This is a genomic window from Thalassospira profundimaris WP0211 (genome assembly GCF_000300275.1).
GTDB lineage: Bacteria > Pseudomonadota > Alphaproteobacteria > Rhodospirillales > Thalassospiraceae > Thalassospira > Thalassospira profundimaris.
Genome location: NZ_AMRN01000004.1, coordinates 40,831 through 55,007, shown reverse-complemented (window position 1 = coordinate 55,007; position 14,177 = coordinate 40,831). Strand labels below are relative to the sequence as shown.

The window sequence follows — 14,177 nt, the reverse complement described above, 5'->3', positions numbered from 1 at the left end:
TCAAGGCCCCGAAATCATGTCAGATCAAAATCAGAATGCTGCCTCGTCGGCGGCAAACGAAAATCCTGTCTCGAAATCGAGAAAACGCTGGCTGCGTCCGGTTCTGCTGATGGCCGGTCCGCTTGTCGTCGTGATGGGTGGTGCCTACTGGTACTATACCGGCGGACGGTTCGTCAGTACCGAGAACGCCTATGTTCACGCCGATATGGTTGCCATCGCGCCGGAAATTGACGGTCCGGTCAGCGAAATTCTGGTTGATGAAAACCAGTTGGTACACAAAGGCGACGTGCTGTTTCGCATTGATCCGCGCCCCTTTCAGATTGCCGTTGAGCGCGCACATGCCAATCTTGCCACTGTCGAGCAGGAAGTTGATTCCCTGCGCCACAGCTATGAAGAGCTCAAGGGCAGTGTCGAACTGGCGAAGATCAATCTTGATTACGCCCAGAAGAAGTTTGACCGGCAACAGGCCCTTCGTAAAAGCAATGTGGCCTCACAGGCAGCCCTTGATGAAGCCCAGAATACGCTTTTGGCCGCCAAGCAACGGATTGTCCTTAATCAACGGGCGATGAAAACCACCCTGTCAAAGCTGGGTGGGGATGTGGATACCCCGATTGAAAATCTGCCGCAATATCAGCAGGCAAAATTTGATCTCGCCCGATCTGAACTTGATCTGAAGCATACCGAAATTATCGCACCGTTTAATGGCGTGCTCAGTAACAAGCCCGAGGAAGGTGCCTATGTCAAAGCGGGCTCTGCGATGGCAAGTCTGGTTTCAAGTGATGTTCAATGGATTGATGCCAATTTCAAGGAAGTCGAACTGACCCACCTGAAACCGGGACAGAAGGCCGAAATTTCGGTCGATGCCTATCCTGATATGGTGTGGCACGGTGTAGTGCATTCGGTCGCGCCGGCAACCGGGGCGGAGTTTTCGGTGATTCCAGCCCAAAATGCGACAGGTAACTGGGTTAAAGTGGTTCAGCGCGTGCCGGTTCGTATTGCCATTGATGCCCATGACGGTTTGCCCGATCTGCGTGCAGGGATGAGCACCGAGGTAGAAGTCGATACCCATCATCAACGCAAGGTGCCGGCATTTGCTGCCGCCATGATGTCTTGGGTCGGGATAAATCAGGCCGAAGCCGGTACTGAAAATGATCACGTGATCCCTGAGGCTGCGCAATGAGTACAGCCGCCACGGCGGCCAGCGAGACAACGCCGCTTGAACGCGGTCTGACCACCGTTTCGATCATGCTTGCAACCATTATGCAGGCACTCGATACCACCATTGCCAACGTCGCGTTGCCCCATATGCAGGGCAGTATGGCTGCGACCCAGGACCAGATTTCCTGGGTGCTGACATCTTATATCGTCGCCGCCGCTATCATGACGCCACCGACGGGTTTTCTCGCGGCGCGTTTTGGCCGCAAGAAGCTGTTTCTGGTTTCTGTTACCGGTTTCACCATTGCCTCGATGCTGTGCGGGGCGGCTGTATCACTTGAAGAAATGGTGGCGTTTCGTCTGTTGCAAGGCGCGTTTGGCGCGGGGCTTGTGCCGCTGTCGCAAGCGGTTTTGCTCGATACCTACCCCAAGGAAAAACATGGTTCGGCCATGGCGATGTGGGGCATGGGCGTGATGTTGGGGCCGATTTTGGGCCCGACTTTGGGCGGGTATCTGACCGAGTTTTATAACTGGCGCTGGGTGTTTTACATCAATCTGCCGATTGGCCTGATGGCGTTGTTTGGCATCATGGCCTTCGTGCCTGAAACTGATAAAAAGCCCGGCCTGTCATTCGACTGGTTCGGTTTTGCGTTGCTCAGCCTGTCCATCGGTGCGCTTCAGATGATGCTTGATCGCGGCGAAAGCCAGAACTGGTTTTCGTCATGGGAAATCATCATTGAAACCGCCCTTGCGGTCATGTGCCTTTACATGTTCATCGTTCACATGTTCACCGCAAGGAACCCGTTTCTTGAGCCGGGCCTGTTTGCCGACCGCAACTTTGTCATCGGATTGTTTTTCATCTTTATTGTCGGGGTGGTGTTGCTCGCAACACTCGCACTTTTGCCACCCTTCCTGCAAAACCTGATGGGATATCCGGTGGTGACGGCGGGCATATTGCTGGCCCCGCGCGGCGTGGGTACCATGATTGCCATGATGATGGTCGGGCGACTGGTCGGGCGGATTGATACCCGTTTGCTGATCCTGTTTGGCCTGTTTATGACCGCCTTGTCGCTGTATGAAATGATCGGCTTTACCACCGATGTCAGCGAGTTTGTGATCATCCGCACCGGCATCATTCAGGGGATCGGGCTTGGCTTCATTTTCGTGCCGCTCAGTACGATCACCTTTGCCACACTCAATCCGCATTACCGGACCGAAGGCACGGCAATGTTCAGCCTGATGCGCAATATCGGGTCAAGCATCGGCATTTCAGTGATGACCACCATGCTGACGCAAAATACCCAGGTGGTGCATGCAAGTCTGGCGGAAAAGCTGACCCCGTTCCGGATGGCAATGCAAAGCCCGTGGCTGCCTGATATCTGGGACTGGCAAACCCGGACCGGGGCCGTAGTCCTCAATCAGGTTGTGACCGCACAGGCCAATACTATTGCTTACCTCAATGATTTTCAGGCGATGATGTGGATTGTGATTGCGGTGGTGCCGCTGCTGTTGCTGATGCAGGGGCCAAAACGCGCTACCTCGTCAAATGACGAACATATGGAAGTCATGGAGTAAAGGTCACATCCCCCGGGACAGTTGCGCGGGGGATGTGACACATTGATCGATGGTTATTTGACCTTTTTGATCTCGCCGCTTTCGATCTTGGCCCAGTATTGCTTGATCTCGCCGCGCACCACCGGCATCAGGAAATAAAGGCCGATGATGTTGGGGATCGCCATGGCAAAGATCATGGAGTCCGAGAAATCAATCACGGGACCGAGGCTCATGGAGGCACCCACAATCACGCACAGGCAGAAGAACAGCTTGAAAATGATCTCCTTGCCTTTGCCTTCACCGACCAGATAGGTCCAGCTTTTCAGCCCGTAATACGACCAAGACAGCATGGTCGAAAAGGCAAACAGCACAACCGCCAGTGCAAGGATCAGCGGGAACCATGTAAAGGCCGATGCAAACGCGGCCGAGGTCAGCTCAACCCCGGTCAGGCCGGAATTAAGTTCGCCACTGATGGTAATCACAAGGGCTGTCATGGTGCAGATCACAACCGTATCAATGAACGGTTCAAGAAGGGCAACATAGCCCTCTGTCACCGGTTCCTTAGTGCGGACGGCTGCGTGGGCGATGGCGGCTGAGCCAATGCCGGCCTCGTTCGAAAACGCTGCACGTTTAAAGCCCTGGATCAGCGCACCGATCACACCGCCGGCAACACCGGCACCGGTAAAGGCACCGACAAAGATCTGGGCAAAGGCATCACCGACCATGGTGATGTTTGAGAGGATAATGATCATGCCCGCGGTGACGTAAATCACCGCCATAAGCGGCACGATCTTTTCGGTCACCTTGGCGATGGATTTGATGCCGCCAATGATCACGACGCCAACAATCACTGCCATGATCAGGCCAAATAACCAGCCCGACCCGGCAAGGAAGCTGTTTTCCCCGCCGGTGACATTGACCACCTGCTGGAAGGCCTGATTGGCCTGAAACATATTGCCGCCGCCAACAGCGCCACCAATACAGCAGATCGAAAAGACGACAGCCAAGACCTTGCCCAATCCCGGTTTGCCTTTTTCAGCCATGCCCTTGGACAGGTAATACATCGGGCCACCGGAAACGCGGCCGTCTTTATATTCGTTACGGTATTTAACGCCAAGCGTACATTCGGTGAATTTCGATGCCATGCCCAAAAGCCCGGCCAGGATCATCCAGAATGTTGCCCCCGGTCCGCCAATGGAAACCGCAACGGCGACACCGGCAATATTGCCAAGCCCGACCGTGCCCGAAAGGGCGGTGGCAAGCGCCTGAAAGTGGGATACCTCGCCGGCGTCTTCGGGGTGGGAATAGTCGCCCTTGACCAGCGCAATGGCATGGCCAAATCGACGGAACTGAACAAAGCCGAAATAAAGCGTGAAAATGGTGGCGGCAACAACAAGCCAGCCGACAATAAGGGGAAATTCCGTGCCGGCAATGGGCACGGAATAGAACATGGTGCCGGCAATCACGTTAGAAATCGGTGCGATCGCCTGATTGATTCTTTCATCAAGGCCGACTTCCTGCGCAAGTGCGATTTGCGGCAGGGTGGCCGACATCATTGCAACGGCGCTGGCCGCTGCTGTCTTTTTCCAGAACATGATGGTTCTCCGGTTTAACTTCGTGATTGCCTTACGGAACGACAGTGACCGGAACAGGCGATGCCTGAACCAGGGTAAGCGGCAAACTGCCCAGCAGCCGCGCGCTCAATGTCGATCCACCCTTCCTGCCGACGATGATCTGACAGGCGCCTTTGTCTTCGGCGATCTTGCAGATCAACTCGCCGGAATGGCCGTAACGGACTTCCGAAGTTACCGGTATTTTAAGTTTGTTAAGCGCATCCAACGCGGGCTTGAGAGTTTTCTCTGCCCGCGACAGTTCTTCTGTTCGCCGTTGATGGCGTTCTTCAAGTTCCTGTGTCGACAGGAAGCTGTAGGGGGACCATTCAAGAACGTAAACCAGATGAATTGCGCAGCCTTCGGCTGTTGCGCGTTTGCCCGCGAATTCCACGGCACGCTGTGCGGCATCTGTTCCGTCATAGCCCACAAGAATTGGCTGATCGGTCATGTGCTTCTCCTGATCAGAGACTGAAATGTCGGATAAGACTCTCCCACTTCCTCTCGCAATACAGGTGTCGGCCTGTACCATGTCGCTTTAGGGGCAGGACCTATTAATTTGCTTCGAATGGTCGACCAAATTTGTGCGGATACGCGAAGCGAAAACGCAGGAAGATATGTATCTTTCAAGTTTTTGCGACAAAGTAGCCCGTGCAAATTCGGTCGATCCGAAGGACAGTGCTTATATTTGCGAACTCCCGCGTCAAATCCCTTGAGCGGGATACCAACCCGCCCAGCGGGCTTTTCCTTGGATTTCACAAATATAAGCACTGCCATTCTAACCAAATTAATAGATCCTGCCCCTAATCCCTGACACCAGCACACGACGGTTCCCCCGAATTTCATTTCCAGCGCCAAGTGAAACGACATCGGGGAATGATACATAAAACTGAAACGAATTCGCCAAAAAGTTGAGATATAAAAATAAGATGTTCTGTTTTGGCGTGTTATTTGCCGCCCAAACAAAATTAAACGCGCCGAATTTTTCGGCGCGCGTGGGAATGTTTTGCAAGAACGCTTAAAAAAAGTGGGTCCGACCGGATCAATCAGGTCTCGGACAAGGCGTCTTCCGGATCGGGGTCAAGCGGGCGGGGGCGTCCGGCCTCATCGAGCGCGACAAAGGTAAAGATACCTTCGGTGACTTTGTCGGATGTTTCTTCAAAGCGCGTCTGGCGCCAGGCCTGGACATGTATGCGAAGCGATGTGCGTCCGACATGGATGATTTCGGTGAAAAACGACACTTCATCGCCGACATGGACCGGGCGCAGGAACGACATGCTGTCGACAAAGACGGTTGCGGTTCGGCCCTTGGCCCGGCGTGCGGCCGCAGTTCCGGCGGCAAGGTCCATTTGCGACATCAACCAGCCGCCAAAGATATCCCCGGTCGGGTTGGTATCAGACGGCATGGCAACGGCACGCACCGACGGTTGACGGTCGGGGAGGGTGTCAGTGGCATCGTTTGGAAGGGTCATCGAGGGCTTTCCGAAGTGGGTTTGTCCGATGACGTTACTTTAGTTTGTCTAAATAAAGCCAGCACAAAATGTTGCCAAATCAGGGACATACCGGATGTCTAGTGGCCTGCAATCCGATGTGGATCTGATGATGCCGGACCCCGGTTTTTCGGCGCGGATGCAGGTGTTTTCCGACCCAACCAAGAATTCGGATTTTTAATCTTGACCAAATGATCAGGATTGGACATGCTGTATCCGTCAGAGAGAGGCATCTGCACGTGTATCAACCGGGGATAACCCCGAAACTATAATCACACGGCAGATCAAATACTGGGAAACAATCCGGCATAAGCCGGACGGATACGCCAAGAATGTCAGTACGAGAGACCCTGAGTTGGTCGGGCCCGCCCGTCCACGTAACGCCATAACTGTATTCTGATCGCGCGATAGCTGCGATCATTTTTGGCCCGCGGTCGATTGTATTTTCATTCTTGTTTTGTCTCTCGATGACGTCAGGAGAGGACGCCTTTTTGGCAGGGAGACAAACAAATGACCACCTTGCAGGCCAAGCAAGCTTCAAAATCCGGTGCCGTTCATGGCGGTGCTGGTCACAATAACGCAGATGACGGCTTTTCCGATCTGCATCCGGCCTATTCCACGCTTCAGGCCATGGCGGAAAGCAACCGCTGCCTGTATTGTTATGACGCGCCATGCGTGACCGCATGCCCGACATCAATCGATATTCCATCCTTCATTCGCAAAATCAGCACCGGCAACCCGGATGGTGCGGCAAAGACCATTTTGTCGGCCAACATCATGGGCGGCACCTGTGCGCGTGCCTGTCCGACCGAAGTGCTGTGTGAAGAGGCCTGCGTTCGTAACGTCGCCGAAGATACCGCCGTTGAGATCGGCAGCCTGCAACGATACGCGGTTGATCATCTGATGGCGCGCGATCTGCCCCATCCGTTCAAACGTGCGCCGAAAACCGGCAAGACCATTGCCGTTGTCGGTGCCGGTCCGGCGGGCCTTTCATGTGCGCACCGTGCGGCGATGCTCGGCCATGACGTTGTCGTGTTCGAAGCCAAGCCGAAACCGGGCGGGCTTAATGAATATGGTCTAGCTGCTTATAAGATGACCAACGATTTCGCCCAGCGCGAAGTTGAATTCCTTCTGGGCATTGGCGGGATTGAAATCGAATATAACAAGGCGCTTGGCAAGGACATCAACCTTGCCGACCTCAAAGCCAAATATGATGCCGTCTTTGTCGGTGTCGGCCTTGGCTCGACCAATGATCTGGGTCTTAAGGGCGAAGATTTCCCGGGCGTTGATGACGCGATCAATTTCATCGAAAAACTGCGCCAAACCGAACCGAAATCCGACATGCCGGTTGGCAACAACGTGATCGTCATCGGCGGTGGTAACACCGCAATCGATGCCGCGGTACAGGCCAAGCGTCTAGGCGCTGAGGAAGTCACCCTTGTTTACCGCCGGGGTGCGGAAAACATGTCCGCGACCGAGTTCGAACAGGATTTGGCCAAAACCAACGGCGTTGTTGTGCGTTACTGGGCAAAGCCGGTTGCGATCAAGGCCAATGGCAAGCTGATGGGCATGGAGTTCGAAAAGACCGAACTTGATGCCAGTGGCAAGCTTGTTGGCACAGGCGAAACCTTTGAAGTGCGTGCAGACCAGATTTTGAAGGCCATCGGACAAAAAATCAAAACCGATGACCTTGCCGGCATGGAGATCACCGGTGGCAAGATCGTGGTCGATAAAAACTATCAGACAACCGCCCCGGGCGTGTTCGCCGGTGGGGACTGCATCAAGAGCGGCGAAGATTTGACTGTTCAGTCGGTCGAAGACGGCAAACAGGCCGCCATCGCCATTGATGCATTCCTGAAATCCGCGTGAAACGCTAGCCAAAGGGAGAGAGAAAATGGCTGATCTAAGCTGCAAAATCGCCGGTATTGATTCGCTAAACCCGTTCTGGCTGGCCTCCGCGCCGCCGACGGACAAGAAATACAACGTCGTTCGTGCCTTTGAAGCAGGCTGGGGCGGGGTTGTCTGGAAGACGCTGGGCATTGATCCGCCCGTGGTCAACGTGTCCTCGCGCTATGGCGCGCACCATGACCAGAACCGTCGTCTGCTTGGTATCAACAATATCGAGCTGATTTCCGACCGTCCGCTTGCCACCAACCTTCAGGAAATCCGCGAATGCCGGAAAGAATATCCTGATCATGTCATCATCGGTTCGATGATGGCCCCGATTGAGGAACGCGCCTGGAAGGACCTTGCCCAGCAGATCGCCGAAAGCGGTGTGCATGGTCTGGAACTTAACCTTGGTTGCCCGCACGGCATGTGCGAACGCGGCATGGGATCGGCCATCGGTCAGGTGCCGGAAATGGTCGAACAGGTTACCCGTTGGGTCAAGGATGCGGTCGATATTCCGGTCTTTACCAAACTGACCCCGAACATCACCAACATCCTGTGGTCGGCCGAGGCAGCGCTTAAGGGCGGGGCGGATGCGGTATCGCTGATTAACACCGTTAACTCCATCGTGTCGGTCGATATCGACAACATGATCCCGGAGCCGGTCGTTGACGGCAAAGGCACGCATGGCGGTTATTGTGGATCGGCGGTCAAGCCGATTGCGCTGAACATGGTTGCTGAAATCGCCCGCACACCTGAAACCCGCGATCTTGAGATTTCCGGTATCGGGGGCATCACCACCTGGAAAGATGCCGTCGAATTCATGGCGCTGGGATCGAACGCCGTTCAGGTTTGTACGGCTGCTATGATCTATGGCTTCCGCGTGGTTGATGACCTGATTGACGGTATGAGCCAGTGGATGGATGACAAGGGTTATACCAGTGTCGAACAGTTCACCCGTGCAGCCGTTCCGCAGGTTTCCGACTGGAACGAGCTTAACATGAACTTCGACACCAAGGCGGTGATCAACCCGGATAACTGCATCGAGTGCGGTCGTTGCCATATTGCGTGTGAAGATACCTCGCACCAGGCAATCACCATGACCGACAAGCCCGAAGGCGGTCGTCTGTTTGAAGTGGTCGATGAGGAATGCGTTGGCTGTAACCTTTGCTATCACATCTGCCCGGTCCCTGATTGTATCACTATGGAACCGGTCAAGACCGACAAGCCGCCGATGACCTGGCCGGAACATCCGCTTAATCCCATGCGCGTGGCTGCTGAATAAGCCATCCGCGCAAACGCCACCAAAACCAAAAGGACTGACGAATGACTGCTCAACCCAGTGTACGTAACCTGTCAATTGATGGTGACCGCCTTTGGGATAGCCTGATGGAAATGGCCAAGATCGGCAAAACCGCAAAGGACGGCGTTTGCCGTCTGGCGCTGACCGATCTTGACCGTGAAAGCCGTGATCTGTTCATCGACTGGTGCAAGGCAGAAGGCTGCTCGATCCGGATCGACAAGATGGGCAATATCTTTGCCCGCCGCGAAGGCCGCAATCCGGACCTGCCGCCCGTGGTGATGGGAAGCCACCTCGATAGCCAGCCAACAGGTGGCAAGTATGACGGCGTTTATGGGGTGCTTTCGGGTCTTGAAGTGATCCGTACGCTCAATGAAGCCAAATACGAAACCGAAGCGCCGCTTGAAGTCGTTTGCTGGACGAATGAAGAAGGCTCGCGCTTTGCCCCGGCCATGGTGGCATCTGGCGTCTTTGCCAAGGTGTTTGACCTTGAATACGGTCATTCCCGTGCCGACGTTGATGGCAAAACCATGGGCGAGGAGCTGGAACGGATCGGCTATATGGGGCCGGACGAAGCCACCATTGATGCCCATCCGATGGGGGCCTATTTCGAAGCCCATATCGAACAGGGCCCGATCCTTGAAGATGAAGGCAAGGATATCGGTATTGTCACCGATGCCCAGGGCCAGCGTTGGTATGAAATCAAATTCACCGGTGTCGAAGCCCATGCTGGCCCGACCCCGATGAAGACGCGTAAGGATGCATTGCTTGGTGCGGCACGCGTGGTTGATCTGGTTAACAAGATCGGTCTGGATCGCTCCCCGCTTGCCTGTGCGACGGTCGGTATGATGCAAATCCATCCGAACTCGCGCAACGTCATCCCGGGCGAGGTGTTCTTTACCGTCGATTTCCGCCATCCCGATGATGCGGTTCTGGCCGATATGGACAAGGCATTGCGCGAAGGTGTCGAAAAGATTGCCAAGGATATCGGCCTTCAGACCGAGCTTGAGCAGATCTTCTATTACGCACCGGTGCCGTTCGATAAATCCTGTGTCGATGCGGTGCGCATGGGGGCTGAGCTTGGCGGGTTCTCTGCGCGTGAAATCGTCTCGGGCGCTGGGCATGATGCCTGCTATCTGGCGCAAGTCTGCCCGACGGCGATGATCTTTATCCCGTGTGTTGATGGCATTTCCCATAACGAGATCGAAGAAGTGCACAAACACTGGTCGGATGCCGGTGGGCAGGTTCTGCTGCATGCGGTTCTGGCCAAGGCCGATGAAACCGTGATGCAAAAATAAGGTCCCGACATTTCACGGTGACCAAACACAAAGCAGGGCGCATATAGCGCCCTGCTTTTTTGTTGTCTCGGTTGGGTTTGGTTAACTCGCCCCTTCGGACACATCAAGAAGATGGTTCTCTGTCCACTGATCAAGCGTTCCGTCCTTGGCAAGCTGTTCGATCAGGATATTCAGGTTTCTGACATGGCCCATACAGGGGCTTTTGCGTGAAAACATGAAATGGACTTTGTTGCTGTCAATCGGTGGCTCGACCACGAAGATCTCGTCGATCAGATTGTCGCGATAGATATTGGTCAGCCCGTCAAAGCGTCCCAGCATGACATAATCGACCCGCCCATTCATCAGGACGTCAAAGATGCGATTGCCGGTGGGGGAAAAAATCATGTTCAGCCGTTGTTCGGCAAAGCGGTCGATATAATCGCCATAACTGCCACCTTGCGGACGCGCACCGTCATACCCGATCAGATCACTCAGCTCGACAACCGGAAAACGATTGTCGTTGCGTTGAAAGACCATGATGTCGTCATTGGCGAACGGCGCACTGTAAAAGTGGACCTGATCGCGCTCGTGGGTGAAATAGGCCCCGGCAATCACATCCAGTTCGCCCTTGCTGAGCATCTGAATGGCACGTGTCCAGGGAATGTCGAGATTGAGATCAAGCTTCAAATCGTGACGGTTGGCATAATCCTGCAAAATGTCGATCGCAAGGCCGGTCTGTTGGCCATCATCACGGATATAGGTGATCGGCTCCCAACCGTCTGCGCCGCCAACCGACAGCTTCCTGCAATTGCTTGCAGGCGGGGTATTCTGTGTCTGGGCTAAAATTGCGTTTTCGGCAACTGCCGGGAATGTCATCAGGGACGCAGGTCCGCCGATCAGGACAGCGGAAATAAAGCCACAAACAGCGCGAAGAGATGGTCCGATACACACCATTATTGTCTGCAAACATCGTGATTATCAGGAATAACTAAAATTGGTCCCCGGGTAATCCGATACAACTATACAGAAGTGGTGACGTCGACCGCAGTCAGGTCCCCAAACGGGGGATCAGGCGAGGCCAACACCCTTCAATATGATGCGCACGACATTTTCCTTGGCCTCGGCAAACTGTGCGTCGGTCAGTGGCTTGTCATTGTTGAAAATCTCGATCTGGCGGCCGAAGTCGGCATAGTGCTGGGTGGTGGCAAAGATCATGTACATCAGGGTGTAGGGTTCGACATCATCCATCTTGCCCTCGTCAATCCAGCCCCGAATGACTTCCACGCGGCTATCGAGCCAATTTTTCACCGTGGTCGAGATGTATTCCGACGAGAATTTGGCGCCACGGATGATTTCATGTGCCCAAAGCCGCGACCCATAAGGACGCACGCGCGACAAATCCATCTTGGCTTCGATATAACCGCGCAGAATGAAGGCGGGGTCGGCGCTGTTATCGAACGTCATTGCCGCTTCGAGCCAATGGTCGCAGACATCTTCCATGATGCGACGGTACAGGGCCTCTTTGGTGCTGAAATAGTAATGCACATTGGCCTTTGGAACATTGGCGATTTCGGCAATCCGCGCGGTGGTCGCCCCCTTGAACCCGAAATCGGCAAAGACCCGTTCGGCAGCGGCCAGAATCTGTTCTTCGTTTTCCTGTCGGATCGCGGCCTTGTGTGCGCCGTTTACTGCGGGTTTTGTGCTCATTTTTGTGTCCCGTTTCGCGCCGATTTTGATGGATCTCAATCGTGCTGTCTAAATCGCGTCATTTATCTTGACCGTTTGGTCAGGTTAAAATAACCTCTACTGCAAATATCAAAAAGAAACTTTTTATGCGCGTCGTGCCTAGGGTCCAAACTTATCCAAATGACCGTTCCGGTCGCCCGGATTTGTGCGGATATGCGAAGCAAAATTGCAGGAAGATGCACATCTTTCAAGATTTTGCGACAACGTAGCCCGTGCAAATCCGGGTGATCCGAAGGACAACTGATATGAGAGAAAGCCTCTGCGTCAAATCCCTTGATTGGGGATCACCCCAATCTGCGGGCTTTTCCTTGCTTTTTCTCTCATATCAATTGCCGGATCGATCATTTGGATGAGTTTGGACCCTGGCCATGGTCAAGAGTCAGTTTTGTCCGAAATATCGAACAGTACCGATGAAAGATAAACACAAAATAGACGCCGTAAATAAAAATCAGGGTCGCCGAAATGGTGTTTGACAGTCGAATATTCGAAACAGTTCCGCGGTGGTATTAAAGCGCTAGTGCGTGGGCATGTCTCATGCTAACGACGTTTGTGTGCCCGCAACAGGTCGGGCCATCCCGGAAAACGAATGTGCGACATTTTGGTCATTTGGCCAGATACCTTTTCGCGAAAACGGGATGAAGAATATCAGATGCCGGTGCACGGTGGCCCGCCACCGAACCGGTCGAGGGAAGAACTTGAAAAGGTACGGGAGACCTTTTGATGACAGCCACCACGAAAATTAGCCGTCCGAACGATCTTTCGGCGTTCTGGATGCCCTTTACTGCCAACCGTCAGTTCAAGCAGACCCCGCGTATGCTGGTGTCGGCCGATGGCATGTATTACAAAACCGACGATAACCGCGACATCCTTGATGGCACCGCAGGCCTTTGGTGCTGCAACGCTGGTCACAAGCGTCCGAAAATCGTCGAAGCAGTCAAGGCGCAGATGGACGAGCTGGATTATGCCCCGGCATTCCAGATGGGCCATCCCAAGGCGTTCGAACTTGCCAGCCGTCTGGCACAGTTGATGCCGGGCAATCTCAACCACGTTTTCTACACCAACTCCGGTTCTGAGTCGGTTGAAACCGCGCTTAAAATCGCATTGGCTTATCACCGTGCACGCGGCGATGGACAGCGGACCCGCCTGATCGGTCGCGAACGCGGCTATCACGGTGTGAACTTCGGCGGTATTTCCGTCGGTGGTATTTCGGGCAACCGCAAAACATTCGGCCAGATGCTGGGCGGTGTCGACCATATGCGTCACACTTACCTGCCGGACGAAAACGGTGTTACCCGTGGCATGCCCGAACATGGTGCGTATCTTGCCGAAGATCTGGAACGCATTTGCGCGCTGCACGATCCGTCGACCATTGCGGCCGTCATTGTCGAACCGGTTGCAGGTTCCACTGGTGTTCTGATCCCGCCGAAGGGCTATCTGGAACGCCTGCGCGAGATCTGCACCAAGCACGGTATCCTTCTGATCTTTGATGAGGTCATCACCGGTTTCGGTCGCCTGGGTGCGCCGTTTGCAGTTGATTACTTTGGTGTTCAGCCGGATCTGGTCACGACCGCCAAGGGCCTTACCAACGGCACCATCCCGATGGGTGCGGTGTTTGCCACCGACGAAATCCATGATGCCTTCATGACCGGTCCGGAAAACATGATCGAGCTGTTCCATGGCTACACCTATTCGGGCAACCCGGTTGCCTGTGCGGCCGCCATGGCAACGCTTGAGACCTACGAAGAAGAAGGTCTGTATTCCAAGGGCAAGGAACTTGGTCAGTATTGGGAAGATGCGGTGCACAGCCTGATCGACCTGCCACTGGTCAAGGATGTCCGTAACCTTGGCCTGATCGGTGCGATTGAGCTGGAGCCGATTGAAGGCTTCCCGACCAAGCGTGCCTTCAATGCCTTCCTCAAGGCGTTTGAGAAGGGCATTCTGATCCGCACCACGGGTGATATCATTGCGCTGTCGCCGCCGCTGATCCTTGAAAAGTCGCACATTGATCAGCTGTTTGGCACATTGCGCGAAGTGCTTAAAGAGATCGACTAGAATTACGATTTTCGTTCCCTGCCTGCGCAATCGGGCAGGGGACACCCGGCTTGCAGAACCATCAAAAACAAACGGGTCTGCAACGCCACGGAGGAAACATCTGTTT

Annotated in this window: 11 protein-coding genes; 6 read left to right on the top strand and 5 right to left on the bottom strand. The window is 54.3% G+C overall.

From position 1 onward, the window contains the following. Positions 1-16 precede the first annotated feature (16 nt). A complete protein-coding gene (locus TH2_RS09165) occupies positions 17-1,180 on the top strand; it encodes an HlyD family secretion protein (protein ID WP_008890138.1) in 1,164 nt (387 codons plus the stop codon). After that, positions 1,177-2,730 (top strand): DHA2 family efflux MFS transporter permease subunit, encoded by a 1,554-nt coding sequence (locus tag TH2_RS09160; RefSeq protein WP_008890137.1) that lies wholly within the window; start codon positions 1,177-1,179, stop codon positions 2,728-2,730. The genes TH2_RS09165 and TH2_RS09160 overlap by 4 nt, the downstream gene beginning before the upstream one ends. 53 nt (positions 2,731-2,783) lie before the next feature. Here the strand turns inward: TH2_RS09160 and TH2_RS09155 are convergent, their stop codons facing one another. The 3 genes from TH2_RS09155 to TH2_RS09145 all read right to left on the bottom strand — a co-directional run bounded on the left by TH2_RS09155 (position 2,784) and on the right by TH2_RS09145 (position 5,791). Then, entirely contained in the window at positions 2,784-4,304 is a 1,521-nt protein-coding gene (locus TH2_RS09155; protein WP_008890136.1) for an alanine/glycine:cation symporter family protein, read from the bottom strand. A 31-nt stretch (positions 4,305-4,335) separates the two neighbouring features. Continuing rightward, positions 4,336-4,770: a universal stress protein gene (locus TH2_RS09150; RefSeq protein ID WP_008890135.1), complete on the bottom strand. Its 435-nt coding sequence runs from the start codon at positions 4,768-4,770 to the stop codon at positions 4,336-4,338. A gap of 595 nt (positions 4,771-5,365) precedes the next feature. Next, positions 5,366-5,791, bottom strand: coding sequence for an acyl-CoA thioesterase (locus TH2_RS09145; RefSeq protein ID WP_008890134.1), 426 nt, complete (start codon positions 5,789-5,791; stop codon positions 5,366-5,368). Positions 5,792-6,319: 528 nt separating this feature from the next. On the opposite strand from TH2_RS09145, the gene TH2_RS09140 reads away from it, so the two are divergent. The 3 genes from TH2_RS09140 to TH2_RS09130 are packed head-to-tail and all read left to right on the top strand — an operon-like array spanning position 6,320 to position 10,294. Next, positions 6,320-7,678 carry an NAD(P)-dependent oxidoreductase gene (locus TH2_RS09140; protein ID WP_008890133.1) on the top strand — a complete coding sequence of 453 codons (1,359 nt, stop codon included), beginning with the start codon at positions 6,320-6,322 and terminating at the stop codon, positions 7,676-7,678. Positions 7,679-7,703: 25 nt separating this feature from the next. Beyond that, positions 7,704-8,981, top strand: a complete 1,278-nt coding sequence (preA, locus tag TH2_RS09135; RefSeq protein ID WP_008890132.1) for an NAD-dependent dihydropyrimidine dehydrogenase subunit PreA — start codon at positions 7,704-7,706, stop codon at positions 8,979-8,981. Positions 8,982-9,022: 41 nt separating this feature from the next. Next, the gene (locus tag TH2_RS09130) at positions 9,023-10,294 is read left to right on the top strand and encodes a Zn-dependent hydrolase (protein ID WP_008890131.1); all 1,272 of its coding nucleotides are present in this window, start codon (positions 9,023-9,025) and stop codon (positions 10,292-10,294) included. 81 nt (positions 10,295-10,375) lie between these two features. Here TH2_RS09130 and TH2_RS09125 read toward each other — a convergent pair whose 3' ends face one another. Together TH2_RS09125 and TH2_RS09120 are read right to left on the bottom strand one after the other, a co-directional pair. After that, entirely contained in the window at positions 10,376-11,149 is a 774-nt protein-coding gene (locus TH2_RS09125) for a substrate-binding periplasmic protein (RefSeq protein ID WP_008890130.1), read from the bottom strand. Between the two features lie 192 nt (positions 11,150-11,341). Further along, entirely contained in the window at positions 11,342-11,980 is a 639-nt protein-coding gene (locus TH2_RS09120) for a TetR/AcrR family transcriptional regulator (protein ID WP_008890129.1), read from the bottom strand. Between the two features lie 759 nt (positions 11,981-12,739). Between TH2_RS09120 and aptA the strand changes: the two genes are divergently transcribed. Then, positions 12,740-14,071 (top strand): omega-aminotransferase AptA, encoded by a 1,332-nt coding sequence (aptA, locus tag TH2_RS09115; RefSeq protein ID WP_008890128.1) that lies wholly within the window; start codon positions 12,740-12,742, stop codon positions 14,069-14,071. The last annotated feature ends 106 nt before the right edge of the window (positions 14,072-14,177 follow it).

Bases quoted from the DNA above. Each gene is read 5' to 3' on its own strand.
- TH2_RS09165 (WP_008890138.1), top strand. From the start codon at position 17: ATGTCAGATCAAAATCAGAATGCTGCCTCGTCGGCGGCAAACGAAAAT.
- TH2_RS09160 (WP_008890137.1), top strand. From the start codon at position 1,177: ATGAGTACAGCCGCCACGGCGGCCAGCGAGACAACGCCGCTTGAACGC.
- TH2_RS09155 (WP_008890136.1), bottom strand. From the start codon at position 4,304: ATGTTCTGGAAAAAGACAGCAGCGGCCAGCGCCGTTGCAATGATGTCG.
- TH2_RS09150 (WP_008890135.1), bottom strand. From the start codon at position 4,770: ATGACCGATCAGCCAATTCTTGTGGGCTATGACGGAACAGATGCCGCA.
- TH2_RS09145 (WP_008890134.1), bottom strand. From the start codon at position 5,791: ATGACCCTTCCAAACGATGCCACTGACACCCTCCCCGACCGTCAACCG.
- TH2_RS09140 (WP_008890133.1), top strand. From the start codon at position 6,320: ATGACCACCTTGCAGGCCAAGCAAGCTTCAAAATCCGGTGCCGTTCAT.
- preA (WP_008890132.1), top strand. From the start codon at position 7,704: ATGGCTGATCTAAGCTGCAAAATCGCCGGTATTGATTCGCTAAACCCG.
- TH2_RS09130 (WP_008890131.1), top strand. From the start codon at position 9,023: ATGACTGCTCAACCCAGTGTACGTAACCTGTCAATTGATGGTGACCGC.
- TH2_RS09125 (WP_008890130.1), bottom strand. From the start codon at position 11,149: ATGACATTCCCGGCAGTTGCCGAAAACGCAATTTTAGCCCAGACACAG.
- TH2_RS09120 (WP_008890129.1), bottom strand. From the start codon at position 11,980: ATGAGCACAAAACCCGCAGTAAACGGCGCACACAAGGCCGCGATCCGA.
- aptA (WP_008890128.1), top strand. From the start codon at position 12,740: ATGACAGCCACCACGAAAATTAGCCGTCCGAACGATCTTTCGGCGTTC.